A 24798-nucleotide genomic window follows, 5' to 3' on the forward strand; every position below is an offset into this window, starting at 1 on the left:
TTACCCCTGCTTGGCCAGTTCGGCCTGCACCAGTTGCTCCAGCTCCTCATAGGGGATGGCGCCCGGCACCAGCTGGTTGCCAATCAGGGTCGCCGGTGTGCCCTGTACCCCCAGAATGGTGCCGATGCGCAGGCTGTTGCGCAGCTCCTCGGTCGCCTTGGCGGCCGGTTTGAGCGCGGTGTTGCCGGTGGCGGCCAGCGCCTTGTTGATGTCCGCCTCGGTCAGCATCCCCTGCTTGCTCATCAGCTTGTCGTGCAGGGTGAGGAAGCGAGCGGGATCCTGTTGCCACAGGGTCAGGCTGTATTGGGCCGCCTTGGCGGAGGTCTGCCCCTTGAACGGCAGCAGCTTGATCACCAGTCCCAGATCGTCCGGATAGGCCTTGAGCAGCTTGGTCAGCTGGGGATCGAACTGCTTGCAGTAGGGGCAGTTGTAGTCGGTGAACAGCACCAGCGTCAGCTTGGGGTTCTTGGCGCCGAGGCGCGGGCTGGTGGCGCTGTTGAACAGCACATCCTTGTTGCCCTTGATGAAGTTGCCAAGCTGCGCCTCCTGGGCTGCCGCGTTCTGTTTCTCCCAGGATTCGGCGGCCTCGTCGAGGATCTTGGGGTTGGCGATCAGGGTCTCGCGGATCAGCTCCTTGATGCGCGCTTCTTGCTCCGGGGTGAAGGGGGCGGCGTGCAGGGCCGGAGCCAGCAGGGCTGCGGAAAGGGAGGCCAGCAGGGTCAGGGCGCTCAGAGTCGGTTTCATGGTTACTCCTTAAAATCGGGTGGTGCCAGCCTGAAGCAGGCCAGCCTTGTGCAATGTGGTCAGCAGATCGTCCTTGTCGAGCAGGGGTGACAGCGTGACCCCCTGCGGCAACTCCGGGCCGTAAATCTGGTTGAAGGGAACCGCAGCCGCGCCCCGCTTACGCAGGAAGGCGGCGATGGTGTCGCTTGGTTTGCTCCAGTCGCCGCGCAGGGCCACCACATCGGGGGCCGAGAGGGCCTGTTGCACCTCATCGCGCAGCAACACGTTGTATTTGTTGGCCTTGCAGGTGACGCACCAGTCGGCGGTGACATCGATAAAGACCCGCTTGTTCTGGGCCAGCGCATCTGTGATGGCGCGTTCAGAGAGCGGCTGCCAGACCACCTTGTCAACACTGGCCGAGCCCTGCGCGCTAAAGGCGCCGCTCAGCAGCAGGGGGCTGCCAATCAGGGCGGTGAGGGCGATCGCCAGCGTGAAGCCGCGGATGCCGTAACGCCAGATGATGCCAGCCAGCAGTGCCAGCAGCATGGCAGCCATCAGCCAGCCGGTGGCATAGCTGCCGAGATGGTTGTCGAGCAGGCTGGTGAGCCAGAGGCTGGAGCCCAGCATCATCAGGCCGAGCAGGATGCGCAGATGGTTCATCCAGCGCCCCGGTTTCGGCAACCAGAGGGCGAGCCGTGGCAGGGCTGCCACCAGCAGCCAGGGCAGGCTCATGCCAATCCCCAATGCCGTGAAGATCAGCCAGAGCTGGCCGATCGGCGCCGCCAGCGCAAAGGCCACTGCAGTGCCGAGAAAGGGTGCCGAGCAGGGGGTCGCCAGCAGAGTGGCGAAGCTCCCTTGCAGGAAGTGACCGCCGAGGCCGTTGCCGCCGCTGGTGGCGAGGCGGGTGCAGAGGGCGCTGGGCAGGCGGATCTCGAACAGCCCCAACAGGTTGGCGCAAAACAGCAGGGTGACCAGCACCATCAAGCCGATAAAACCGGCGCTCTGGAACTGGATGCCCCAGCCGACGGCCCCTTGCGTGGCGCGCAGCAGGCTGCTCATGGCCGCCAGCACCCAGAAGGAGGCGATGATCCCGGCGCTGGCGGCGAGGAACTGCTTGCGCACCGCTCCCTGTTCACGCTTCTGATGTCCCAGCTTGAGCGCCAGCACCGGCAGCACGCAGGGCATCAGGTTGAGGATCAGGCCGCCGAGCAGCGCTGCTCCCAGCAACCAGAACAGCGAATGACTCTGGCCGGGCATTGCGAGTGGCGCGCCGATCGTCCCCTTGCCCTGCCACGCCTGCTCGCCACTGGTGAGCAGCAGGCCGAGGGATTGGCCGCGCAGATCCGGCGCATCCCCCTGCCAACCATCGCTCACCGACACCCGGGCGATCAGGGTGTTGCCCTCGACCTCAAGCGCCGGTTTGCCAAATTCGGCACCCTCCAGAGCGTCGATAAAGAGCGCTGGTGATTGCCAACCTTCTGCCCGCTCGGCGCGCAGTTGCAGCTGGTTGTGCTGATAACCGAGCTCGACCCGGGTTGCGGCAGGCAATTGCTGGGGCAGGGTACTCATCGCCTTCGCCCAGGCAAAATCGAAGTCGGCCGGGGCCTGCCCATCCACCGAGAGGGTGAAGGGAAAGTCGGTCAGGATGCAGACATTGCTGCAGGTGGAGAGGCGTAGAGTCCCCTTGAGCGGTTGCCCGGCGGGATAGTTGAGGCTCAGAGGGAAGGTCACCTCACCCTGATAACCCTGGGTGTTGAGCCCGACTACCTCGAAGTGGCGTGGCACCGGCCAGCGCCACTGAAAGGCACCGACCGGCTCGTCCCACAGGATCTGGGGGGCAATGCCCCCTTCGCCCGGGCTGTGCCAGTAGGTTTTCCAGCCTGACTCCAGCTCGACATCGAGCAGGATGCGGGTCTGATCTGCCGTGCTGTGGTCGGCCTGCAGCCGTACCCGGGCGTGATCATTCTGTGGGCTGGTGAGCCAGCCCGTGTCGCTGGCCAATCCCATGGATTGCCACAGCAGACCGCCCAGTAGCAGGGCCGCCTTGAAGAGATTCGACATCTTTTTGGTCTCGCAAAAATTGAGTGACAGCTAACGAAAGAACGCTGTCGAACTCATTCCCGCCAGACGCACAGGGTGAGGTGCAGACGCCGCTCGGGCGGCGAGATGACTCTGGGAGGGGGCAGTGGCGGTGTGTAGAGCCAAAGGGGGGCCAGCAGGGCGAGCAGCACCGCCACGGCAAAGAAGAGCTGTTCGACGCAGAGCAGGGTGGCGGCGCTTAGCCACTTGCCGTTGAGCTGGCAGCTGGTGGGCTGCGGGCTGACTGGCTTGCCGTCGTTCTGCTCATCATCGATGCTCTGAACGGGCAGTGCCTGACAGCTGAGGGCGTGATCGAGCAGGGCAAGCCGGGCCAGCGGCTGGGCTGCACAATTGAGCAGCAGCAGGCAGACCAGTAGCAGGAGATGCTTCGCTATCCGTTGTTGCAACATCATGTTCGCCATGTCCATCAAGATGGGGCCATCCTAGCGACCTATATCTGGAGGGGCAAGTTACCTTGCCCGTTATGACTGATCGCCGGGGTGACAGAGCGGGTGAGTCTGGTCGGTTCTGTTTGGCGAACGCTTGTTCGCTAAAAGGGGGATCAGTATACTGCGCCGAGTTAAAACTCGAGGTGTTCGATGCTCAAAATTGCCCGTGTGCTGCTGCTTGGTCTGCTGCTCATTTTCTGGTTCCTGTTCGGCTTGCTGCTCTGTCTGGTTCGTCCGCGCCACCCCAACAACGTCTATGTCTTTGCCCGTATGTATCACGCGGTCTGCCCGCTGATCGGGTTGCGAGTCAAGGTGACGGTGGCCGACGAGGTGAAATCGGTCGGCCCGGCGGTCTACGTCTGCAACCACCAGAGCAACTTCGACATCTTCACCGTGACCGGTGCGGTGCAGCCCGGTGTGGTGGCGGTAGGCAAGAAGAGCCTGCTGTGGCTCCCCTTCTTCGGCCTTATCTTCTGGCTCTCCGGCAACGTGTTGATCGACCGTTCCAACCGCTCCCGTGCCATCGGCACCATTGGTCAGGTGGTGGATCGCATCAAGAACCGTGGCACCTCCATCTGGATGTTTCCGGAAGGGACCCGCTCCCAGGGGCGTGGCCTGCTGCCGTTCAAGGCGGGCGCTTTCCACACTGCGGTACAGGCTGAAGTGCCGGTAGTGCCCATCGTCTGTTCCAGCTACTTTGGCCAGATCGACCTCAATCGCTGGGACAACGGCGAAGTGCTGGTGGAGGTGATGGCGCCAGTCTGCAGCAAGGAGCACGGTGCCGCCGGCATTCGCGAGCTCTCCGAAGTGTGCCGTGCCCGGATGGAGGCCAAGCTGGCTGAACTGGACAGCAAGCTGGGCCACAGCCACGCAGTCTGACTAGATATCGCAGATGAATCGACAAGGGAGCCTCAGGCTCCCTTTTTTGTTGGTGAAAATCACCACATGGTTGGCTATTTTCACCAACAAACCTTTCTTTAATTTCTTTGTGAAACTCTCATCTATATGTAAAACAACAATAATTTTTCTTGGCACGGCTCTTGTAATGCAATGGGAAGAGATAGCCATCCCATGAACAAGGAGCCAGACCATGAGCGTATTCAGCCGCCTGACCGACGTGATAAATGCCAACCTGCACAGCCTGCTCGACAAGAGTGAAGAGCCGGAGAAGATGCTGCGGTTGATGATCGAAGAGATGGAGCAGGTGCAGGTCGAGATGCGTACCCAGGCCGCCCGCGTGATTGCCGAACAGAAGCAGCTGGAGCGTCATCAGCAAGCGTTGCAGGCGCAGATCCTGGAGTGGTCGGCCAAGGCCGAGCTCGCCATCCAGAAAGGCCGTGAGGATCTGGCCCGCGCTGCCCTCACCGAGAAGCTGGCGGAGGCCAGGAAATGTGAACAGCTGGAGCAGGACAAGGCCCGGGTGGCCGAGGTGCTGGCCCAGCTTACCGCCGACAGTGAGCGACTGGCAGCCAAGCTGACCGAGGCGCGGGAGAAGCAGAAACTGCTGACCCTGCGCGAGCAGACGGCCCACAGCCGCATTCGTGCCCGCGCTCAGGTGGACAGCCAGCGCATGCACGAGCTGATGGCACGGTTCGAAGGCTTTCAGGGGCGGGTCGATCAGCTGGAAGCCCAGCTGGAGGCGGCCACTTTGGGGCAGAATCCCTCGCTGGAGGCCCAGTTCCGCGAGCTGGAGCTCAATGACGAGATAGAGCGCGAGCTGGCCCGTCTCAAGGGTCAGAAGGTGGAGGTATAACCATGACTCCCTGGCCCAAGGATCTGGTGCATCGCAAGCTGACCGGCGTTTGCGCCGGCATTGCCAAACGGCTGGGGATCTCCAGAGTGACGGTGCGAGTGGTAGCCCTGCTTGCCCTGATCCTGGTGCCACCGCTGGCACTGGCTGCCTATCTGCTGGCGGTGCTGGTGATGCCGCCTCGTTATGAATTGAGACGCTGGCTGGATTGACCGCAAGGCAGCCCGGCGGCACTGAGTGCCCGTAAGGAGCAAGTTATGCTGGAATTTTTCATATTGCTGGGAGTGTTGCTGGTGATGGCACTGACCGGTTTTACCCTGGTGGCCATGTTGCTGGTAAGCGGTGTGTTTGTGTTGCTGGGTCTGTTGAGCGGCATGCTTGCCCTGATCATCAAACTGGCTCCCTGGTTGCTACTGGTGTTGGTGGTCTGTTGGCTTATCAGCCACCGTCGTCAGCGCAACAATACCTATCTGTAGTGGCACAACACGTTGTGTGATGCTCCCTGATTTCCCCTTTTCGGCCACTCATCGAGTGGTCTTTTTTTCTGGCAATATTCAGGGGGAGTCGATTAACCACTGCGGGCTCCAGCTCTGCCAAATCGCGGGGTGCAGGATCAGCTGCTCCTTGAAGGATTTTGGCTGCTGCTTGAGGCGATATTCGATGCGCAGGGCCACCCCCTTCTCGCCGACTTCCTGCTGCCAAGCCAGCGTCAAGGGCCCCTTGCCGCGCAGGGCGCGAGCCCCTTTGCCATTCTGGTGCTGACGCAGACGGCGTAGCGGATCCGTGCTGATCCCGGTATAGAGCAGGCCGGTGGCGGTACGCACCATATAGACAGACCAGCGGGAAGAGGGGGATGGTTGTGGTGTCGGTGTGGTGGTTGCGGGTTTTCTCATTCAAATTCTCTGTGCCAAACTCAGAGGCAGCTCAAGGAGGTGCGATGAGGGTTTGGTTCTGGTTGTGGTTGCTGTTGTCGGTGCCGGCTCAGGGGGAGACGATTCGTCTCTACGATTACCATCAGCATCCGCCTTTCAATACCGGTGGAGATACTGGGCTGAGCCACGAGTTGGTCAAGTATCTCAATGAAAAGCTGGGGGGTGAACCCAGAATAGAGCTCTGGTTGGTTAATCGCGCCCGGCTGGCGCTGGAGATGGCGGATCCCGACTTCGATGGTCTGGTGGTCTGGGTCAATCCTGCCTGGGTGGGAGATCCCCATCGCGAGCGCTATTTGTGGACCTTTCCGGTGATGCGCGACACCAACGAGCTGATCTCGAACAGCGACAAGCCGATCACCTATCGCGGACCCGACTCCCTCAAGGGGTTGGTGTTTGGCGGGGTGGAGGGCTACCGCTATCAGGGGATCGACGATGCGGCAGCAAGGGGAGAGCTGGAGCGTCACGATGCCAAGAAGGTGAAGACCAATCTTGAGCTGCTGGTGCGCGGCCGTATCGATGTGACCCTGGTGCCAGGCTCCGCGCTGGGCTTTTTCATCGACTCAAACCACTATCAGGGCAAGCTGTTTATCTCCCCCTTCCCCCAATCCAGCTATACCCGCCATATTCTGTTGCCCAAGTCTCGTCCCGAGCTGCATGCCATCCTCAACGACATCGCCGAGCAGATGGACAAGGATCCCCGCTGGCACAAGGTGTTGGAATCTTATCGCGGTACGCCCTGAGGGCGACGCTTGAGCCGGTGCAATGGCAACAGGCTAACCAGCAAACCAGCCCAGACGAAGGCGAATCCGACTGCCTTTATGGGATCCGGCGCCTCACCAAACCAGTAGATGGCGAGCAGGAAGGCGAGGCTGGGCTCGATATATTGCAGCAGCCCCACAGTGCTCATCCGGGTTCTCGCCACCGCATAGCAGAAGAGCCCCACCGGCAGCAGAGTAGCGGGCGCACTGCCCATCAGCAGCAGCTTGTCGGCCAGATCCCCGTTCACGAATGCCCCTTCCCCGTGCCACGCCAGTGTGCCGATGATGATCAGCGCGACGGGCAGTTGCACCATGGCTTCCAGATAGAGGCTGGTGCCGGTGTCGTAGTGGATCTTCTTCTTGATAAGGCCATAGCAGGCGAAGTTGGCCCCCATGATGAGGGAGAACCAGGGGAGTTGGCCGTAGCAGAAGAGCATGTAGGCGAGCCCCGCCAGCGCCAGGGCGACCGCCAGATGCTTTTGCGGGGTGAGTCGCTCTTTGAGGAAGATGACGGCGAATACGATATTGAACAGCGGGGTCATAAAGAAGGCGAGGCTGGTGGTCAGCACTTGCCCGGTAGTGAGGCACCAGGTGAACATGCACCAGCTGATGGACATAACGGGGCCGGCCAGCAGGATTAGGCCGAGCTGGCGCGGCTCGCTACGCAGTTGTGCCCAGGGCACCTTGTGGCCAAGCAGCAGAAACAGGCCGCCAAGCAGGATAACCGACCAGAGCACACGGTGGGAGATGAGCTCCCACATGTTGACCTCGGGCATGAATTGATAATAGAGCGGCAGCATCCCCCACAGGATGAAGGAGAGGGTCGCGGTGCCGGTACCTAGCCAGTTTTTCATTATTATCCGTTTATTAAATTAAACGCTCATGGCGATAGTAGGGGGCGCGCCCTGTTTCCACAAGAGGGAAAACAGGGAAATGCTGGTACTATCAACGTCATGCTGCGAATCGATAAGTTGTTTGAGCAAATCAGGGCTTGCCGTCTGTGCGAGGCTCACCTGCCGCTGGGGCCTCGTCCGGTGATCCGCGGGGCCGAGAGTGCCCGCCTGCTGATCATCGGTCAGGCGCCCGGCACCCGGGTGCATGCCAGCGGTATCCCGTGGGATGACCCCTCCGGTGACAGGCTGCGCCAGTGGCTCGGGGTCGATAAGGCCACCTTTTACGACCAATCCCGCATCGCCATCATGCCGATGGGGCTCTGTTATCCCGGCAGGGGAAAATCCGGCGATCTGCCGCCGCGCCCCGAATGTGCGCCCACCTGGCACGGCAAGGTATTGATGCTGTTGCCCAATATCGAACTGACCCTGCTGATCGGCCAATATTCACAAGCCTACTATCTGCGGGGGGCAGCCAAAGGGTCACTCACCGACACGGTGCGCAGCTGGGCCGACTATGGCCCCGGCTGGCTGCCGTTGCCGCATCCCTCCCCGCGCAATACCCTCTGGCTCAGGAGGAATCCCTGGTTCGAGGAGGAGATCGTCCCCCATCTGCAGCAAAGGGTCGCCCCGCTTCTGGGGAGACCCTGAGTATTAGAGCGCTGGCTCGGCCAGCGGTTTTGGCTTGCTGCGCGCCATGGCGATAAGTGGCAGGACGATGCAGATACAGCCCAGCAGCAGCGGCAGGCCCGGCTGCTCGTCAAACAACCATACCCCGATGGCCACTGCCATCAGCAGACCGGTGTACTCCGCCGAGGCGATCTTGCTAGCCTCCGCCTTGCGATAGGCCACCACGCACAATCCCGCATAGACCATGATCAGCGCCGAAGATCCGAAGGCGGGCCACCACATCTGCCACTGCCAGTCGCCCCCTTCCCACAGTGCCAGCGCCAGAATGAAGGGCATGCTCAGCACGTTGGTGAAAAACAGGGTCTGGGCGATGGGCTGCTTGAGCGGGATCCGCTTGATCAGCAGGTTGTTGAGCGCCATCGACAGCGCCACCCCAAGCGCCGCCAGAGCGGCCCAGTTCACCTCGGTCGGGCGCAGCACGATCAAAACCCCGATAAATCCGATGACTGCGGTCAGCACCTTCTGGCGCGAGATCGCTTCCCCCGCCATCCACACCGCCAGCGGCACCATCATCAGGGGGGCTGCATAGAAGAGGGCATTGGCGGTAGCGAGCGGCAAGCGGGTGAGGGCCACCACCATCAGGCAGACGCCGACCGCCCAGATATGGGCCCGCAGCAGGTGCCACTTGATGGCCACCGGCGGGTTGCGGCGCCATGACCAGAGCAGCCAGGGCATCAGCAGAATGGCGGCCGAGAGCTGGCGGAAAAAGACAAACTGGAAGATGGGCTGATCCGGCTCCAGCACCTTGACCAGCGCATCGGAAAAAACCGCCACCATATTGCCCAGCACCAGATATAGGATGCCGATCCCTACTGCATTCATACCACCTCCCACTTCAGATGAGGGGAGGGTAGCGTGCCGGTTGATATCCAGTAAAATGATAAAAAATGACCATTCATGAGATATTTAGATAATGAAGCTTCCTCCCCTGCGTGCGGTGCAATATTTCGAGGTGGTGGCCCGGCTGCTCAGCTTCTCCCGCGCCGCTCTGGAACTGAACGTCAGCCAGAGTGCGGTCAGCCACCAGATCCGTCTGCTGGAGGATTTTCTGGGTGAGCGCTTGCTGCTGCGTCAGGGGCGGTTGCTCTCGCTGACAACCCAGGGGGAGAGCTACTTCGAAGGGATTGCTGCCGGGCTTAGCCAGATTGCCCAGAGCAGCGAACAGCTGCGCGGTGGCGGCGAGATGCGGTTGCGCCTCGCGGTCTACAGCTCGTTTGCGGTGAAATGGCTGATCCCCCGCTTGGCCGGATTGCGCCAGCTCTACCCCGAGCTGGACTTGAGTCTGGAGATGGTGGCGGAGGATCCCGAACTCTCCGATAGGGTGGCGGACTGCTTTATCACCGTCTCACCCCACGGGCGTGGTTACTGTCACGATCTTATCTATCAGGAGCGGCTCTTTCCGGTCTGCAGTCGCCGTCTGTTGCAGCAGGTCAGCGGGGAGTGGCCTGATGCCATCTGGCAGCTGCCGCTGCTTTCGGTGCAGTCCATCTACAAGGCGAGGGGGGAGGATTGGCTGCGCTGGGCCAAGGCGGGTGGGCTGGTGATTCCGGACGAGGCGCGGATGCACCATTTCAGCCATGTGCTGCTGGCGATGGAGGCGGCGGCCTGGGATCAGGGGGTGGCATTTGTGAATGACTATATGCTGCGACCCGATGATCCCCAGCTGGTGGCCTTGCCGGTACACCAGCTGGAGACGGGGGATGCCTTCTACTTTACCTGCAAGCGCTCGCGGGCCCATGAGCCCGCCATCAGCCGGTTGCGCCAGTGGCTGATGATGGAGACACGCCAGAGCATGCCGCTCTAGCCTGCACCGTTACGCTCTCTTGAACTGGCTCAGTACAAACAGGCTGGTGGCGCAGACGACGACCGAAGGCCCAGCCGGGGTGTCCTGGTACCAGGAGAGGGTCAGCCCGCCGAGCACGGCGAGACAGCCGATCAGCGCGGCAAAGCCAGCCATCTGCTCCGGTGTCTGGCTGAAACGGCGGGCGGTGGCGGCGGGGATGATCAGCAGGGAGGTGATGATCAGCGCGCCAACAAACTTCATCGCCACGGCGATCACCAGCCCAATCAGCAGCATCAGTACGCAGCGCAACATATCGACCCGGATCCCTTCTACCCGCGCCAGCTCTTCCGAGATGGTCATGGAGAGCAGTGGATCCCACAAGCGCCACAGGGTGAGCAGTACCAGCGCGCCACCGCCGTAGATCCAGAGCAGATCCATCGGTTGTACCGAGAGCAGGTCGCCAAACAGGTAGGCCATCAGATCCACCCGCACATTATCCATAAAACTCAAGGTAACCAGACCGAGCGACAGGGCGCTGTGGGCCAGAATGCCGAGCAGGGTATCGGTCGCGACCTGCTGGTTGCGACTCATGATCACCAGCAGCATCGCCATGGCGAGGCAGCAGACCACTACCGCCAGGGTGAGATCGACCTGCAGCAGAATGCCCAGTGCTATGCCGAACAGGCAGGCGTGCGAAAGGGTGTCGCCAAAATAGGCCATCTTGCGCCATACCACGAAGCTGCCTAAGGGGCCGGCCAGCAGGGCGATGCCGAGACCGGCTGCGAGGGCGTATAACAGAAAGCTGTCCACTTGAATGTCCTGTTCTTGCGCTATTTGCTGTGAGCGTTGTTGCGAGAGGGCAGGCGGATGACGGGGGCCTGCGGTTCATGATGATGGTGTTCGCCGTCGCAGTGGTGATGATGGGTATAGACCGCCAGCACCTCCTGCTCCGGTCGCCCGAACAGGCGGGCAAATTCGGGATGGCGGGCCACGCTCTCCGGTTCGCCATGGCAGCAGACGTGGCGGTTGAGGCAGATCACCTCGTGGGTGCTGGCCATCACCAGATGCAGATCGTGGGAGACCATCAGCACGGCGCAATTGAATTCGGCGGCGAGCTGACCGATCAGGGCGTAGAGCTCGATCTGGCCGTTGATATCCACACCCTGCACCGGTTCATCCAGCACCAGCAGTTCGGGTTTGACCAGCAGGGCGCGGGCCAGCAGCACCCGCTGCATCTCGCCGCCGGAGAGTTTTTGCATCCGGTTTTCCAGCAATCCCTCTGCGCCCACCCTGGCCAGAGCTTCCTCGATGGAGAGGCGGCTATTTTTGCCCAGTTGCAGGAAGCGACGCACCGTCAGCGGCAAGGTGGGATCCAGATAGAGGCGCTGGGGCACATAGCCGACTCTCAGATCGCGGCTGCGGGTTATCTTGCCTGAATCCGGCGTGAGCAGGCCCAGCACCAGCTTGCTCAGGGTGCTCTTGCCCGCCCCGTTGGGGCCGACGAGCGTGGTGATTTTGCCTTTATTGAGGGTAAAGGAGACCTTGTCGAGCACAGAGCGTCCATCAAACGAGAGAGAGACCTCTTTCAGCTCTACCAGTTGGCTCATGACAACTCCGGGGTTTACAGCCAGTGAGAGTTATAATATAACAAAAAGCAGCTGTTATATTATCACATACTCATCCCTTGACGAGATTCACCAATGAGAATTATTGCGCTTTTCACTGCCCTGCTGGCGGTGAGTTTGCCTGTTCGTGCCATTGAGGTAGTGACCACCATCAAGCCCCTTGGCTTCATCGCCGCGGCGATCACTGACGGGGTGAGCGAGCCCAAGGTATTGCTGCCGACCGGTGCCTCTCCCCACGATTTCTCCCTGCGTCCGTCCGATATTCGCAGCATCAACAGTGCTGGGCTGGTGGTGTGGGTTGGCCCCGAGCTGGAAGGGTTTATGGCCAAGCCGCTGGCCAATCATTCCCATGCTTTGGCCCTGACTCAGGTTGAGGGAATGCCGCTGTTCAACTACGCGATTCAGGATAGTCATGACTCCCATGACCATGATGATCACGATCATGCCGCCCACGAGCACGGTAACCATGATCATGATGAAGGGCATGAGGGACATCATCACGAAGGGGTCGATCCCCATATCTGGCTTGGCCCGACGCAGGCCAAGGTGATTGCCAAGGCGATCGCAAGTGAATTGGGCAAGCTGGATCCGGCCAATCAGGCTCGCTATGACGCCAACCTCGCGGCATTTGATGCCAAGGTGGATGCCAAGGACAAGGTGATTGCCGGCCAGATGAAGGCAGTGAATGAGAAGGGGTACTTTGTCTTCCACGAGGCGTATGGATACTGGGAGCGCCATTACGGCATGAGTTCAAAAGGTCACTTTACCGTGAGCCCTGAGCGTCGCCCGGGCGCCAAGACCCTGGTGGATATCCGCAAGGCACTGGAAGAGAAGCAGGCGAGCTGCATTTATGCCGAGCCGCAATTTTCACCGGCAGTGATCGAATCGGTGGCTCGCAATACTGGCGCCAAGGTGCTGTTGCTTGATGAGGTGGGTGAACAGGTGCCGCTTGGCCCGGATGGTTATCCCCAATTCATGCAACAACTGGCAGACGCATTTGCCCAATGTCGCTGATTAGCGGCTGAGTCTCTCATCCGGACGGACTATACTGACCTCCAGCATCTGACATGGAGTGTCCGGTATGAAATGGTTGTTGATCCCGGCCTGCACACTGGCGCTATGTTGCGCCAGTGTGCAGGCTTCGCGCCTTTCCGAATATATTGCCAGTCCGGACCTGCGGGCCAAGCTGCAGGAAGTGTATGGTGGCAGGGCCATCCAGCGGGCCGAGGCATTTTCTCGCTTGCTCACCCCCAGAGCGGGTACAACCGACCAGCAGAAGATCGAGCTGGTGAACAACTACTTCAACAATCTCACCTACAGCGAGGATCCCAAGCTGTGGGGAGATGAGGATTACTGGGCCAATCCGCTGGAGTTCATCGGCGCCCGGGGTGGGGATTGCGAGGATTACAGCATCTCCAAGTACTACACCCTGATGGAGCTGGGGGTGGATGAGAAGAAGCTGCGACTGGCCTACGTCAAGGCGGTGCGTTACAACCAGTTCCACATGGTGACTCTCTATTTTCCGACACCCAAGGCTGACCCACTGGTGCTCGACAACATCAACAGCCGGATCCTGCCGGGCAGCAAGCGTACCGATCTCATTCCCGTTTACAGTTTCGATGCCAAAAGCATCTGGATCATGAAGTCACGGCGGGAAGGGACGCTGGCGGGGAGTGCCGATCGGTTGGCGCAGTGGACATCGATGAAGACCCGTTTCTCCAGCGAGCAACTGCGCTCTCCTCGTCGTCAGTTATAGCTTGCCCGCCGCCTTCAACTCATCGAAATATTTCGCCGCGCCCGGATGCTGTTCAATACTCAGCACCGGGCCGGTTTTATTGCGTGCCCGGTGAAACATATTGGCGTAGCCATAAGTCTGCTCATTGAACTTGGTCTGCTGGGTCAGCATGGCCTTGGTCAGACGATAGACAGACTCTTCCGGCATGGTGGCATTGGTAACCAGGGTGGCGGCAATGGCAAAGGTGGGAGTTGCCTTCAGATTGCCGGGGTAGATACGAGCGGGCACCTGACTACGTTGGTAATATTTGACCCCTCTGAGTAGCTGATCCCGGGTGGCCCCATCGACGGGGAGGAAACTGACCGCGCAACGTTTGGCGGTGTCGAGCACAATCCGGTTGGGATGCCCCATCACCAATGCAAATGCGTCGATCTGCTTGCTGCAGAGCGCATCCGGCAGGTTGGCCATGCTCTTCAGATCGAGCTCCTGCTCTTTCGCTCCCAAGATGTTGAACAGAGCCAGCGCCGTCTGGCGGGTTCCCGAGTTCTTCAACCCCATGTCGATGGGGGCGAGCTTGAGCTGTTCCAGTGACGTGATATCGCCATCGGCACGAATCACTATGGTGAAGGGCTCGGCATGGGTGGCAAACAGGGTGCGCAGCTCAGGTTGCGGCTGGGTGGTAAAAGGGCCCAAGCCTTTGCTTGCCTGATACAGCCAGTCTGACTGCACCATGGCGTAGGAGGTCTCGCCACTCTTCAGCAGCTTCAGGTTTTCTATTGAACCCGATGAGCTCTGCAGTGTGCACGCAAGTTGCTCATCGACCTCATGGGCCAGACGGCAAAACTCTTTGGTTATCTGGTGATAAATCCCCTGCTCACCCCCGGTGGCGATAGTGACGGTTTCAGCCATCAAGCAGGGTTGCCACAGCAGAGGCAACAGCATAGCGAGCTTCTTCATGATTGCGCCTCCCTGGCATAACCATCGATACCCCAGGTCCGTAGTTTGTCGATGTCGCGACACTCTCCCGATTCTGCCAGCAGGGTATAACCGGCGGCATGCATGGTCTGGGAGAGCAGATTCCAGTAGAGCGGCTCATCGGTCAGCTGACAGCTGATAAAAATGGGATTGAGCGGGTCAAGTTGATTGAAGGTATCCGCATTGAGGGGAATGGCGCTGAAGGCGAGCTCACACCCCTGTTCCTGCAACGCAGCCAATATGGCTTGGCCGTGGGCGGGAAAGGTGACCACATCCCAGCGCCAATCCAGTGTTTTGCCGCGGCCCTGGCTTAGCAGGGGGAAGATCTCGGACCATTGCGGGTGATTGAGCAGGGAGAGGGGCAGCAAGATCCCCTCTATGTGAGAGTGCTGCCACTGTTGCAGGGCGCTCTGGATGGTTGCGAGAGCGCTGTCGGCACCGAGGGGCTGACTGGGCAAGAAACGCTGATAGAGCGCGATCTCCCCTTGTGTGGAGACAAATTTTTGCAGTTGCCCGCCTTCCGGCAGTGGGCTCACTCCTTGCAGCGGCTGTGGGGGCGTCAGTGGCAGCTGTTTTCCCAGCTGGGTGATTTTGAGTCGTTGTTGCAGCAGATCCCGTTTGCGTTCGGAAACCAATTGGTTGATGGAAAGTGCCACTTCTTTGAGGTCTTGCAACCAGGGAGTGGGCAGGGTGCTGTTGAACTGGTGTTTGCGGATACGGATCAGCTGCAGGTTGATCTGCTCCAGGGGCTGCAGCAGGCGTTTGCACACCAGGGAGATGATCAGGGTAAATACGACGAGGCCCGCCAACAGCGCCAGACCGGTGCGACTGATGGCATTCCACAGGTGCTGATAGGCGTAGCCGCTATGCCCCTCAAGGGTCAGAGTGCCCAGCATGCGCCAGCCATCTGTCAACTCTTGCTCAATTTTGACGGGTGGCATGCCGATAACAGAAGGGAGCCAGCCAGGGACATTTTGCTGGGTAGAGTGGAATACCTTCTGAAACAGCAATTGGCCATCCGGATCAACCAGAATAACCGAGCTGACGAAGCCGCCGTCAAACATGGCATTGACAATGGTTTCGGCCAGCACCTGATCATCATTGAGCAGGGTGCCTTGAAGTACCAGTCCAAGGGCTGTGATGGCGGTCTCCAGATTGGCCGACATCTGATCAAGGATTGACTGGCGGACCGTGGAGACTTCAAGAACGAACAACATAACTGCACCAATCAGGAACAGTACAAGGATTATCCAGCGCAACAGTTTTGATAACGTCATATCCACTCCATGGAAAAATTATCGCAACATTTGAATTTTTAATGCCGAATCGAGTCCGACCCGGCTCTTAAAAATAGGAAAAAATAGTTAAAAAAGGCGATCATTTCTGCCCATCAGGGCGTGTTATGCATAAAATGTGAGGTTCATGCAGATTGTGATGAACTATTTGTAATTTGTTTTGTCCAAAAAACAGTTTTATACGGTTTTGTCACAACTGACATCGCAATACTCTCTCTTGGATCTAAATACAGGATAGCGGATGAAACGTCTCCGTCCCTTGGTAGCACAGGCTGCCAATTGGGAACCACCGGTTCCCCGCAAACATTTTTACGCCATGCTGATGCTGACGGCCATGACCCTGTCAGCAGTGGCATTGCTGCCAGCGCCGGGGGATATCCTGGAGCGGCCTCTTCGCCTTGAGTTGCCCATTGATACCGCCGGTACAGCAACCAACGAAAACAACACTGATTTTAACGAAATCCCCGACCACGAACTGGTTGATCAGAGTGCGGCAGAGGACGATATCCCTGTTGATACCGCACCGCAGTGGCAGGATTACCGAGTGCGTAATGGTGAGAACCTGACCGCCATTTTTAACAATCTGGGACTCTCTACCACTACTCTCTACAAAGTACTTGATGCGGACAGCAAGAACTATCTGGCCAGATTGAAACCGGGCCAGACCATAGAGCTGCTGATCGATCAGGACAACATTCTGCAACAACTCAAGATCCGCTTGAACATCAAGCAGACGCTGGTGATGTCGCGCAGTGACGATGCTTATACTGCCTCCATGATCAACGAGAAGGTCGAGTGGCAGCCGCAGCGTTACAATGGCGTGATCAACGGCAGTTTCTATGTCAGTGCCCGCAATGCAGGCATTCCTGCCACTCATATCCAGAAGATTGCCAACCTGTTCCAGTGGCGGATGAACTTTGCTCAGGATCTGAAAAAGGGCGATAAATTCAAGGTGTTGGTACGCCAGGAGACGGTCGAGGGCAAGAGCACCGGTAACAGCCAGCTGCTGGGTGTGGAAATGATCAGTCAGGGCAAGACGGTGTCGGCCTGGCTCTCCGATGATGGCAACTATTACGATGGTCAGGGCAACAGCCTGGAGCGCGGTTTCCGCCGTTATCCGACCCACAGTCGTTACCGGATCAGCTCAAACTTCAACCCCGCTCGCAAGCATCCTGTGACTGGTGCTATCCGTCCCCACGAGGGGACCGACTTTGCCGTTCCGGTGGGTACCCCGGTACTGGCCACGGGTGACGGTGTGGTCCAGAAGGCGACCAGCCACCCGCTGGCGGGTACCTATATCGTAATCAAGCACGGTCGAACCCTCTCTACCCGTTATCTGCACCTGAGCAAGTTGCTGGTCAAAACCGGTCAGCGGGTGAAGATGGGCGACAAGATCGGCCTTTCCGGCAACACCGGTCGCTCGACTGGTGCTCACTTGCATTACGAACTGCGGATCAACAACCGTCCGGTTAATGCCATGACCGCCAAGCTGCCGATGGCTGAACCGCTCAGTGGCAAGGAGCGTCGCCAGTTCCTGGCCAAGGTGAAGAGCTACCGCAAGGAGCTGGCCGCCGGCTAATCGCTGTAGCCACTAGCTGAAATGAAAAGGCCCCGCCAGACTGGCGGGGCCTTTTTTGCATGCGTAGTGCTGGTCAGTAACCCTTGTCGAAGTCAATCTTGCCATCCAGTGGCTGGCCATCGATAAAGCGAATGTAGTTGCGTACAAATATCTGGGCCACATCCTCTGGAAAGCTGTAGGCGCTGTTGTGGGGGGTGACGATTAGGTTGGGTTGTCCCCACAGTGGACTGTCGGCGGGCAGCGGCTCCTGCTCGAATACATCCAGCACCGCCATTGCCAGCTTGCCGGTACGCAGTGCGGTGAGCAAATCGCCCGAGTGTACAGCGCTGCCACGACCGACGTTGAACAGGATGGCGCCCGGTTTGCAGTGTTCGAAGCGGGCGGCATTGAAGAGATGACGGGTATCGCGGGTGGCAGGCAGCACGCTGACGATGACATCGGCCTGCGCCAGCATCTTGTTGAGCGCAGGCAGCTGATAAACCTGGTCAAACCCGGCACGCTCCCGACCACTGCGGCTGATGCCCAGCACCTTCATACCAAAATGTTTGCCGGTGTGGGCGATATGCTGGCCAATGCTGCCGGTACCCAGGATCAGCATGGTTTTCCCTTTGAGCCCCTGATAGGGGTGACTCTGCCAGAGTCGTTGTCTTTGTTGTTCCCGATAGAGAGGAAGTTGGCGTGTCAGACTGAGCAGATGACCAAAGACATACTCGCTCATCAGCGGGCCGAAGATGCCGCGCACGTTGGTGAGCTGATAGTTGCGACGACTGTCCGGATCGAGCAGCACGTCGACCCCGGCATAGGTGGACTGGAACCAGCTCAGCTTGTTGGCTTTGGGCAGCAGTGGCTTGGCGCGGGCTGGCTCTGCCAGCAGAATATGGGCCTCGCCGATAAGTTGTTCGGCATCGCTCGGGTTGTCGGCCCGCAGAATGCGCAGATGAGGGAGGTTGGCCGCCTTGAGCAGACGTTCGTAGTGAGCATTATCCTGGCTGAGCAAAAGAAGGGTACGTTGGCTCATACTCTTGTTCCTTATCAGAATTTGCGGCGCGACAAGATGCCGCTCTCGTCCCATCTTACCCGAGTTGCCAGCGCAACATAGCCGACCAGGGCGCTTTTTCGTTTTCGCCACGCCCCTCGTGGGCTACAATCTGCCCCACATTTTGCAAAGGATCCGACTTCAGTGTTTGGTGACAAGTTTTATAAGCGACTGGCCGAGCTACAGCCTTGGCAACAGACCGTCTACACCCTGGCGCTGGCAGAGCGCATGTACCCCAACTATGCCCTGTTCAGCCAGGCTTCCGGTTTTGGCAATGCAGATGCCTTCCGGCACGCGCTGGATCAGATGTGGAACTATCTGACCGTCAAGGGCTCACGTGTCAATCTGGGAGCCATTCTCGAAGAGTTCGAAGCCCATATTCCGGATCCCCGCAAGTTTGAATCCTACGGCGCCTATCCGGCGCTGGATGCCTGTGTGGCACTGGGCTGCGCCTACAACTCGGTGATCTGCCGGGTTGGCGAAGAGGCCAACGATGCCAGCCATGCCTCCGTTGGCACTGTGGCCGGTTTTATCGAGCTGCTGGAGGAGCGGGCTCTGACAGAAGAGGAGCTCTACGAGCACGAGTACATGGAGGCCGAGCTGGAGTTTCAGGTCGAGTTGCTCAAGCGGGTTGCCCATGAGCGCGACAGCGATCGTATCCTGGCCATCAGAGCATTCGCCTCTCAGGATGGTGTCTCCAATATCGGTATCAGCCTGGAAGAGTAATTATCTCCGGTGCCTGATAGACAAAAGCTCCCGGTCGGGAGCTTTTTTTATGTCTGTCATTCTGTGGCTGTTTAAGCTTGCTCTTCGGTCAGGGGTCTGACGCTCAGCACCGGGGCAGCGTCGATTTCGTCTGCATTCATCATGGTGGAGATGCGTTGCAGGGAGGAGAGCAGCAGGGTCTGCTCCCACGCTTCCAGCGCCTGAAAACGTTGGATGAAGCGCTCTTGCAGCGGGGTAGGGGCCTGAGCCAGCAGGGCGCGGCCTGCGTCAGTCAGTGTCGCGTGAACCTTGCGCTTGTCGGTATTGCTGCGAACTCGCTGTACCAGTTGGCGGCTCTCCAATCGGTCCATGATGGTGGTGGCGGTGGCCTGGCTCATGTTGGTGTGATCGGCCAGCTGGCGCATGGAGATCTGCCCCAGTTCGTCGATCCCTTTGAGCAGCAAGAGTTGCGGGGAGGTGAGCCCGGCTTCTTTGATCAGGCGCCTGGAGTGCATGTCGATGGCACGAATAATCTGGCGCAGGGCGACCAGTACTTCATCATGTTTTTCCATGGGGTGTGCGTCATTGGAGGGCTATGGAGAGGCGCAAAATTTTCCGCCTAATTCGTTACAAGGTCAATATTGTTTTTGTTGTAATCATTTTTGCTCTAATTAATTTTATGTTAGGTTGTCAGGCATTTCACGGAATTCACCCTGACATTTGAGGAGCGAGATGATGAACGACGAGCTGGATATCAAGTCTCTGGTGGCCGAGTTACGTGTGGTCAGAGTGCGCTACGAACTGCCGGATACCTCGGCTTTTGTGCGCTATCAGCCTGCCTATGATGAAGACCCGAACAACCTCAAGGTACACCACTATGATGGTGAGTTACCCCTCTCTTGTAGTGAGACAGGTACTTTCAACCTAAAGGAGTTGGTGAACGAATTGCGCTACGCCTATGTGCTGGTGCACCTCTTTCCTGACGAAAGTGCCATGAACTTCTATCTGACCGGCCTAGATACCGGCCTGGCCCAGTTGGAGTTCATCGGTGGCTCTTACGACTTCAACCGGCTCTGGATCACCAGCGGTATCTCCAATCTGGGCGTCCCCATGGCCATCTTCCTCGGCAAGCGTCACGCCGTGAATGGCCAGCCCTCGGTTTCGCTGGTGGATCACCGCGAACAAGCAGCTGGCAAGCTAGTCTATCGCGCTATCGGCGGGGCCGGTGATCATGTGGGCGAAGACTTTTTCAACAACGACTAAGGAGGCTGGATGCGAGCAAGCAAAGGGCTATTGAAAGGCCTCAACCCCACCATGGCCATGACGGCCCTCACCGTTATCACCCTGTTTTTACTGTTTGGCGTTTTTGTTCCCGATACCGCAGCCGCCTGGTTTGTCGGTGCCAAGGATCAGATTATTGCCGGGTTCAAGTGGTACTACATTCTGGTGGTCGCCCTGTTCCTGTTCTTCGCTGTCTACCTGATGTTCAGCCGTTTTGGCAGCATCCGACTGGGTGACGACGACCAGGTACCGGAGTTCGGCTACTTCGCCTGGTTCTCCATGCTCTTTAGCGCGGGCATGGGTATCGGTCTGGTGTTCTGGAGCATTGCCGAGCCGATGAACCATCTGCAGGGCAATCCATTCATTACCGAAGGGATGACCCCGGAAGCGGCCCAGATCGCTATGCGCCTCACCTTCTTCCATTGGGGTCTGCACCCTTGGGCAATCTATGTGATCGTTGGCCTGTCGCTGGCCTTCTTCAGTTATCGCCGCAAGTTGCCGCTGGCGATCCGCTCTGTGCTTTATCCCATCCTTGGCGAGCGGATCTACGGCTTCTGGGGCCATGCGGCCGATGTGCTGGCTGTGTTCGGTACCGTGTTCGGGGTGGCGACCTCCCTCGGTCTGGGGGTCTCCCAGATGAATACCGGTCTCAACCAGATGTTCGGCATGGACGTATCGCAATCCAACCAGCTTTGGCTGATTGGTGGCATTAGCCTGATCGCCACTCTGTCCGCAGTCTCCGGGGTCGGGCGCGGGGTGAAGATCCTCTCTGAGCTCAATATCTGGCTGAGCGTATTCGTGCTTGCGCTCTTTCTGGTGTTGGGGCCGACCACCTATATCCTCAACGCCTATGTGCAGAACATTGGTGATTACCTGCAGAACATCGTCAAACTGAGCTTCTGGACCAACACCGAGGCCAACGGCACTTCGGCCTGGCAGTCGAGCTGGACGGCGTTTTACTGGGGCTGGTGGATTGCCTGGGCGCCGTTTGTCGGCATGTTTATCGCCCGCATCTCCAAGGGGCGTACTATCCGCGAGTTTGTGCTCGGCGTGCTGCTGGTGCCCTCGCTGCTCGGCATGTTCTGGCTCACCGTGTTTGGCGGTACGGCGATGAATCTGGAGCTGTTTGGTGGTGGCGGTGTGGTGGCTGCGGTCAATCAGGATGTGACGCTGGCGCTTTACAAGACGGTCGAACTGCTGCACTGGGATACCTTCGGCTGGATCGCCAAGGCTGTGCTGACCCTGCTCATCTGCACCTACTTCATCACCTCCAGTGACTCGGGCACGCTGGTCATCACCACTCTGCTCTCCATCGGTGATCAGGAGCCGCCGGTGTTGCACCGCGCAGTATGGGGTCTTGGGCAGGGGCTGGTTGCGGCCATCCTGCTGGTCTCCGGCGGCCTGGCAGCCTTGCAGGCGGCCAGCATTATAGCCGCGCTTCCGTTCTCGGTGATCATGTTGGCCATGTGCTATTCGCTGATACTGGGGCTCAAGCAAGAGAGCCAGCGCCAGTTCGAGTATCGTCAGAACCTCAAGCGCCACGATGGCTCATCCCATATGAGCCTGATGGAGCGAATTGGTCCCGCATAACGGCATCAGAAGGGGGCTGACACCCCTTCCTATGCAAACCTGGATGCAAAACGGCCGCCCTGGCGATGCTCTCCTTGCGGAGCTCATCATCAGGGCGGCCGTCTGTTATGGGGCCGAGGTTACTCTTCGATAAAGGTCCACTCATCCTTGATGCGGCTGATGGCATCGGTCCGCTTTTTGGCGAGCTGCTCCTTGATCTCTTCCCCTTTGAAACCGGCTGCCACTATCTCTTTCACCGGCACCGCTTGGGCGGCAGCCAACGCTTCGGCCACGTAGTCCGGCTCGGCGTAGACCCGATCCTCGAAACCGGTACGACCGTGGAAGTCGGCGCGACAGGCATCCAGCAGCTGGGCAAAGCGCTCGGGGCGACGCCAGGCATCTGCCTTGTCGAACACCTTGAGCAGGGTGGCGGGCTTGAGCTCAAAGGCGATGTGGATGTGGGTGTGCAGATCGCTCACCAGCAGCGCCAGATCCCGGCACTCGTTGGGTACCCGGAACCGTTCGCACAGGGCGCGAATAAGCGGCAGCCCCTTTTGGCCGTGACCATGATGGCTGGGCCAGAACTCCTTGGGGGTCACTCCCTTGCCGAGATCATGGCAGAGGGCGGCAAAGCGGACGGTCAGCTCGGGGGAGATCCGGCACGCCTGCTCCAGCACCATCAGGGTGTGGATGCCGGTGTCGATCTCCGGGTGCCACTTGGCCGGGGCGGGGACGCCAAACAAGGCATCGATTTCGGGGAAAAGCGCCTTGAGGGCGCCGCACTTGCGCAGCACCTCGATAAAGATCTGCGGGGTTGGCCCCATCAGCACCTTTTCCAGCTCCTTCCAGACTCGCTCCGGCGTGAGGTGGGCCAGCTCGCCAGCGGCCGTCATCTCGCTCATCAGGGCGAGGGTTTCCGGTGCTATGGTAAAGCCCTGAGCGTGGAAGCGGGCGGCGAAGCGGGCAACCCGCAGGATGCGCAATGGATCTTCGGCAAAGGCGGGGGAGACGTGGCGCAGCAGCCGCTTTTCCAAATCCTTGATGCCGCCGTAGGGATCATGGAGCTGGCCCTGATCATCCTCGGCGATGGCGTTGATGGTGAGATCCCGGCGCAGCAAATCCTGTTCCAGCGTCACATCGGGGGCGGCGTGGCATACAAAGCCGGTGTAGCCCTGACCCTGTTTGCGTTCGGTACGGGCGAGGGCATACTCCTGCTGGGTTTTGGGGTGAAGAAACACCGGAAAGTCGCGACCGACCTGGGTAAAACCCAGCGCCAGCATCTGCTCCACGGTGGCACCGACCACCAGATGATCCCTGTCGCCCTGCGGCAATCCCAGCAGGCGATCCCGCACTGCGCCCCCAACCAGATAAGTCTGCAAACCGTCTCTCCCGTCATCAATCGTGGGGCCGAGTATATCGTCTTTGTGACCGCTTTGCTGCCTGACCACCACCTGCCCACAGCGCCAGTCAGCAGGGCTTTGACTTGGGCGTGGCGAGGCCTTACGCTGCCGCACCAGACAGCTGGCGTGCCGGATGACTTTATGCCCGCGCAGGCCAGATGAGCCGAAGGAACCGCAGAGTTCCCCATATATCAACGACATGAGAACAACGTGAATCAATCAACCTTCGCAAGCAGGGTTCTGGAGTGGTACCAGCTTCATGGCCGCAAAACCCTGCCCTGGCAGCAGGAGAAGACCCCTTACCGGGTCTGGGTCTCAGAGATCATGCTGCAGCAGACTCAGGTCGCTACCGTGATCCCCTATTACCAACGTTTTATGGCACGCTTCCCCGATGTGGTGGCACTGGCTGATGCCCCCGTCGACGAGGTGCTGCACCACTGGACCGGGCTTGGCTACTATGCCCGGGCCCGCAATCTGCACAAGGCGGCCCAGCAGATCCGCGATCACCACCACGGCCTCTTTCCCGAGCGCTTTGACGAGGTGGTGGCGCTGCCGGGCATTGGTCGCTCAACCGCCGGGGCCGTGTTGTCGCTCTCTCTTGGTCAGCCTCACGCCATCCTTGATGGCAACGTGAAGCGGGTGCTCACCCGCTGGCTGGCGCTGCCGGGCTGGCCCGGCCAGAAACAGGTGGAGAACGAGCTGTGGGAGATCGCCATCCGGCTCACTCCCAAGCTGGGTGTGGCGCAATACAATCAGGCAATGATGGATATCGGAGCGACGATCTGCACCCGCAGCAAGCCTGCCTGTGATCGCTGTCCGGTGCGGACCGATTGCCAGGGGCTGTCGCAAGGCAAGCCCACCGCCTACCCCAATAGCAAGCCGAAAAAGAGCATTACGGCACGGGATGGCATCATGTTGCTGATCCGCCATGGCGATGAGTTGCTGCTGGAGAAGCGGCCGCCACAGGGGATCTGGGGCGGGCTCTACTGCTTCCCGCAGGCGGCTTCGCTGGCGGAGGTGGAGGGTCTGCTGGCGTCCCTTGGCCTGAGCCATCACGGTTATCGTGAACTGGCCGGGTTTCGCCATACCTTCAGTCACTTCCATCTCGATATCCAGCCGTTGCTGATTGACATTGATGAGGCGCAGCCGCTGCGGCTCATGGAAGCAGATAACCGACTCTGGTATAACTTACGCCATCCTGCCGAGGTGGGGCTGGCGGCCGCCACGGCCCGTCTGCTCGCCTATCCAGAGTTACAACCATAGAGGTCAACATGAGCCGTACTGTATTTTGCCAACGCCTGAAAAAAGAGGGCCCGGGTCTGGATTTCCAACTCTATCCCGGTGAGCTCGGCAAGCGGATTTTTGACAACATCAGCAAGGAAGCCTGGGCCGAGTGGCAGAAGAAGCAGGTGATGCTGATCAACGAGAAAAAGCTCAACATGATGAATCTTGAGCATCGCCAACTGCTGGAAAAAGAGATGGTCAGCTATCTGTTTGATGCAGGTGAAGTGCAGATCGAAGGTTACACCCCTCCCAGCCAGTAA

28 protein-coding genes are annotated in these 24798 nt (G+C 59.2%); 15 read left to right on the forward strand and 13 right to left on the reverse strand.

The features are described 5' to 3' along the window. The 3 genes from G5367_RS11445 to G5367_RS11455 are packed head-to-tail and all read right to left on the reverse strand — an operon-like array spanning position 1 to position 3215. The gene (locus tag G5367_RS11445) at positions 1 to 744 is read right to left on the reverse strand and encodes a DsbA family protein (RefSeq protein WP_064341631.1); all 744 of its coding nucleotides are present in this window, start codon (positions 742 to 744) and stop codon (positions 1 to 3) included. 9 nt (positions 745 to 753) lie between these two features. Continuing rightward, on the reverse strand, positions 754 to 2784 hold the full coding sequence (locus G5367_RS11450) for a protein-disulfide reductase DsbD family protein (protein WP_421244404.1): 2031 nt from the start codon (positions 2782 to 2784) through the stop codon (positions 754 to 756). Between the two features lie 53 nt (positions 2785 to 2837). After that, positions 2838 to 3215 (reverse strand): hypothetical protein, encoded by a 378-nt coding sequence (locus G5367_RS11455; RefSeq protein ID WP_421244403.1) that lies wholly within the window; start codon positions 3213 to 3215, stop codon positions 2838 to 2840. 186 nt (positions 3216 to 3401) lie between these two features. Here G5367_RS11455 and G5367_RS11460 point away from each other — a divergent pair, with 186 nt between their 5' ends. The 4 genes from G5367_RS11460 (at position 3402) to pspG (ending at position 5477) form a co-directional block, all read left to right on the forward strand. Further along, positions 3402 to 4130, forward strand: coding sequence for a 1-acylglycerol-3-phosphate O-acyltransferase (locus tag G5367_RS11460; protein ID WP_005343125.1), 729 nt, complete (start codon positions 3402 to 3404; stop codon positions 4128 to 4130). A 211-nt stretch (positions 4131 to 4341) separates the two neighbouring features. Next, entirely contained in the window at positions 4342 to 5004 is a 663-nt protein-coding gene (pspA, locus tag G5367_RS11465) for a phage shock protein PspA (protein ID WP_421244402.1), read from the forward strand. A 2-nt stretch (positions 5005 to 5006) separates the two neighbouring features. Next, entirely contained in the window at positions 5007 to 5213 is a 207-nt protein-coding gene (locus G5367_RS11470; protein WP_421244401.1) for a PspC domain-containing protein, read from the forward strand. A gap of 45 nt (positions 5214 to 5258) precedes the next feature. Beyond that, on the forward strand, positions 5259 to 5477 hold the full coding sequence (gene pspG, locus G5367_RS11475) for an envelope stress response protein PspG (protein WP_005343128.1): 219 nt from the start codon (positions 5259 to 5261) through the stop codon (positions 5475 to 5477). Between the two features lie 78 nt (positions 5478 to 5555). Here pspG and G5367_RS11480 read toward each other — a convergent pair whose 3' ends face one another. Continuing rightward, on the reverse strand, positions 5556 to 5894 hold the full coding sequence (locus tag G5367_RS11480) for a GIY-YIG nuclease family protein (RefSeq protein WP_421212945.1): 339 nt from the start codon (positions 5892 to 5894) through the stop codon (positions 5556 to 5558). Between the two features lie 44 nt (positions 5895 to 5938). On the opposite strand from G5367_RS11480, the gene G5367_RS11485 reads away from it, so the two are divergent. Beyond that, complete coding sequence (locus G5367_RS11485; RefSeq protein WP_005343130.1) at positions 5939 to 6673, forward strand: substrate-binding periplasmic protein; 735 nt, start codon at positions 5939 to 5941, stop codon at positions 6671 to 6673. Here G5367_RS11485 and rarD read toward each other — a convergent pair. Then, the gene (gene rarD / locus G5367_RS11490) at positions 6655 to 7545 is read right to left on the reverse strand and encodes an EamA family transporter RarD (protein ID WP_421212944.1); all 891 of its coding nucleotides are present in this window, start codon (positions 7543 to 7545) and stop codon (positions 6655 to 6657) included. The genes G5367_RS11485 and rarD overlap by 19 nt on opposite strands. A gap of 99 nt (positions 7546 to 7644) precedes the next feature. Here rarD and G5367_RS11495 point away from each other — a divergent pair, with 99 nt between their 5' ends. Further along, on the forward strand, positions 7645 to 8232 hold the full coding sequence (locus tag G5367_RS11495) for a uracil-DNA glycosylase family protein (protein WP_421244400.1): 588 nt from the start codon (positions 7645 to 7647) through the stop codon (positions 8230 to 8232). A gap of 3 nt (positions 8233 to 8235) precedes the next feature. On the opposite strand, the gene G5367_RS11500 is transcribed toward G5367_RS11495, so the two are convergent. Next, complete coding sequence (locus tag G5367_RS11500) at positions 8236 to 9093, reverse strand: DMT family transporter (RefSeq protein ID WP_005335858.1); 858 nt, start codon at positions 9091 to 9093, stop codon at positions 8236 to 8238. A gap of 91 nt (positions 9094 to 9184) precedes the next feature. Here G5367_RS11500 and G5367_RS11505 point away from each other — a divergent pair, with 91 nt between their 5' ends. Further along, positions 9185 to 10075 (forward strand): LysR substrate-binding domain-containing protein, encoded by an 891-nt coding sequence (locus G5367_RS11505; RefSeq protein ID WP_421244399.1) that lies wholly within the window; start codon positions 9185 to 9187, stop codon positions 10073 to 10075. 9 nt (positions 10076 to 10084) lie between these two features. Here G5367_RS11505 and znuB read toward each other — a convergent pair whose 3' ends face one another. Both znuB and znuC read right to left on the reverse strand, forming a co-directional pair. Next, positions 10085 to 10864 carry a zinc ABC transporter permease subunit ZnuB gene (znuB, locus tag G5367_RS11510; RefSeq protein ID WP_236358704.1) on the reverse strand — a complete coding sequence of 260 codons (780 nt, stop codon included), beginning with the start codon at positions 10862 to 10864 and terminating at the stop codon, positions 10085 to 10087. Positions 10865 to 10884: 20 nt separating this feature from the next. Continuing rightward, entirely contained in the window at positions 10885 to 11661 is a 777-nt protein-coding gene (gene znuC, locus G5367_RS11515; RefSeq protein ID WP_042019414.1) for a zinc ABC transporter ATP-binding protein ZnuC, read from the reverse strand. A gap of 93 nt (positions 11662 to 11754) precedes the next feature. On the opposite strand from znuC, the gene znuA reads away from it, so the two are divergent. Then, a complete protein-coding gene (gene znuA / locus G5367_RS11520) occupies positions 11755 to 12693 on the forward strand; it encodes a zinc ABC transporter substrate-binding protein ZnuA (RefSeq protein WP_421244398.1) in 939 nt (312 codons plus the stop codon). 67 nt (positions 12694 to 12760) lie between these two features. After that, on the forward strand, positions 12761 to 13435 hold the full coding sequence (locus tag G5367_RS11525) for a transglutaminase-like cysteine peptidase (protein ID WP_042052461.1): 675 nt from the start codon (positions 12761 to 12763) through the stop codon (positions 13433 to 13435). On the opposite strand, the gene G5367_RS11530 is transcribed toward G5367_RS11525, so the two are convergent. Together G5367_RS11530 and G5367_RS11535 are read right to left on the reverse strand one after the other, a co-directional pair. Beyond that, the gene (locus G5367_RS11530) at positions 13430 to 14371 is read right to left on the reverse strand and encodes a TAXI family TRAP transporter solute-binding subunit (protein ID WP_421244397.1); all 942 of its coding nucleotides are present in this window, start codon (positions 14369 to 14371) and stop codon (positions 13430 to 13432) included. The genes G5367_RS11525 and G5367_RS11530 overlap by 6 nt on opposite strands. After that, positions 14368 to 15666 (reverse strand): LapD/MoxY N-terminal periplasmic domain-containing protein, encoded by a 1299-nt coding sequence (locus tag G5367_RS11535; RefSeq protein WP_421244396.1) that lies wholly within the window; start codon positions 15664 to 15666, stop codon positions 14368 to 14370. Before G5367_RS11535 ends, G5367_RS11530 begins: the two co-directional genes overlap by 4 nt. A gap of 259 nt (positions 15667 to 15925) precedes the next feature. On the opposite strand from G5367_RS11535, the gene mepM reads away from it, so the two are divergent. Beyond that, the gene (gene mepM, locus G5367_RS11540) at positions 15926 to 17263 is read left to right on the forward strand and encodes a murein DD-endopeptidase MepM (protein WP_005343143.1); all 1338 of its coding nucleotides are present in this window, start codon (positions 15926 to 15928) and stop codon (positions 17261 to 17263) included. 73 nt (positions 17264 to 17336) lie between these two features. Here the strand turns inward: mepM and G5367_RS11545 are convergent, their stop codons facing one another. After that, positions 17337 to 18281 (reverse strand): D-2-hydroxyacid dehydrogenase, encoded by a 945-nt coding sequence (locus G5367_RS11545; RefSeq protein WP_266135387.1) that lies wholly within the window; start codon positions 18279 to 18281, stop codon positions 17337 to 17339. Positions 18282 to 18443: 162 nt separating this feature from the next. On the opposite strand from G5367_RS11545, the gene G5367_RS11550 reads away from it, so the two are divergent. Continuing rightward, on the forward strand, positions 18444 to 19025 hold the full coding sequence (locus G5367_RS11550; protein ID WP_421244395.1) for a YjaG family protein: 582 nt from the start codon (positions 18444 to 18446) through the stop codon (positions 19023 to 19025). 71 nt (positions 19026 to 19096) lie between these two features. Here G5367_RS11550 and G5367_RS11555 read toward each other — a convergent pair whose 3' ends face one another. Further along, positions 19097 to 19576, reverse strand: a complete 480-nt coding sequence (locus G5367_RS11555) for a MarR family winged helix-turn-helix transcriptional regulator (protein WP_216952087.1) — start codon at positions 19574 to 19576, stop codon at positions 19097 to 19099. 163 nt (positions 19577 to 19739) lie between these two features. Here G5367_RS11555 and G5367_RS11560 point away from each other — a divergent pair, with 163 nt between their 5' ends. Together G5367_RS11560 and G5367_RS11565 are read left to right on the forward strand one after the other, a co-directional pair. After that, a complete protein-coding gene (locus tag G5367_RS11560; RefSeq protein WP_005335836.1) occupies positions 19740 to 20267 on the forward strand; it encodes a hypothetical protein in 528 nt (175 codons plus the stop codon). A gap of 9 nt (positions 20268 to 20276) precedes the next feature. After that, positions 20277 to 21875, forward strand: a complete 1599-nt coding sequence (locus G5367_RS11565) for a BCCT family transporter (protein ID WP_216979519.1) — start codon at positions 20277 to 20279, stop codon at positions 21873 to 21875. A 119-nt stretch (positions 21876 to 21994) separates the two neighbouring features. Here the strand turns inward: G5367_RS11565 and G5367_RS11570 are convergent, their stop codons facing one another. After that, complete coding sequence (locus tag G5367_RS11570) at positions 21995 to 23233, reverse strand: multifunctional CCA addition/repair protein (RefSeq protein ID WP_421244394.1); 1239 nt, start codon at positions 23231 to 23233, stop codon at positions 21995 to 21997. Positions 23234 to 23464: 231 nt separating this feature from the next. Between G5367_RS11570 and mutY the strand changes: the two genes are divergently transcribed. Both mutY and G5367_RS11580 read left to right on the forward strand, forming a co-directional pair. Further along, positions 23465 to 24517 carry an A/G-specific adenine glycosylase gene (gene mutY / locus G5367_RS11575; RefSeq protein WP_421244393.1) on the forward strand — a complete coding sequence of 351 codons (1053 nt, stop codon included), beginning with the start codon at positions 23465 to 23467 and terminating at the stop codon, positions 24515 to 24517. 8 nt (positions 24518 to 24525) lie between these two features. Continuing rightward, positions 24526 to 24798 (forward strand): oxidative damage protection protein, encoded by a 273-nt coding sequence (locus G5367_RS11580; RefSeq protein ID WP_005343152.1) that lies wholly within the window; start codon positions 24526 to 24528, stop codon positions 24796 to 24798.

Origin of the sequence: Aeromonas sp. 604282 (assembly GCF_049170575.1) — a bacterium.
Classification (GTDB): domain Bacteria; phylum Pseudomonadota; class Gammaproteobacteria; order Enterobacterales; family Aeromonadaceae; genus Aeromonas; species Aeromonas veronii_A.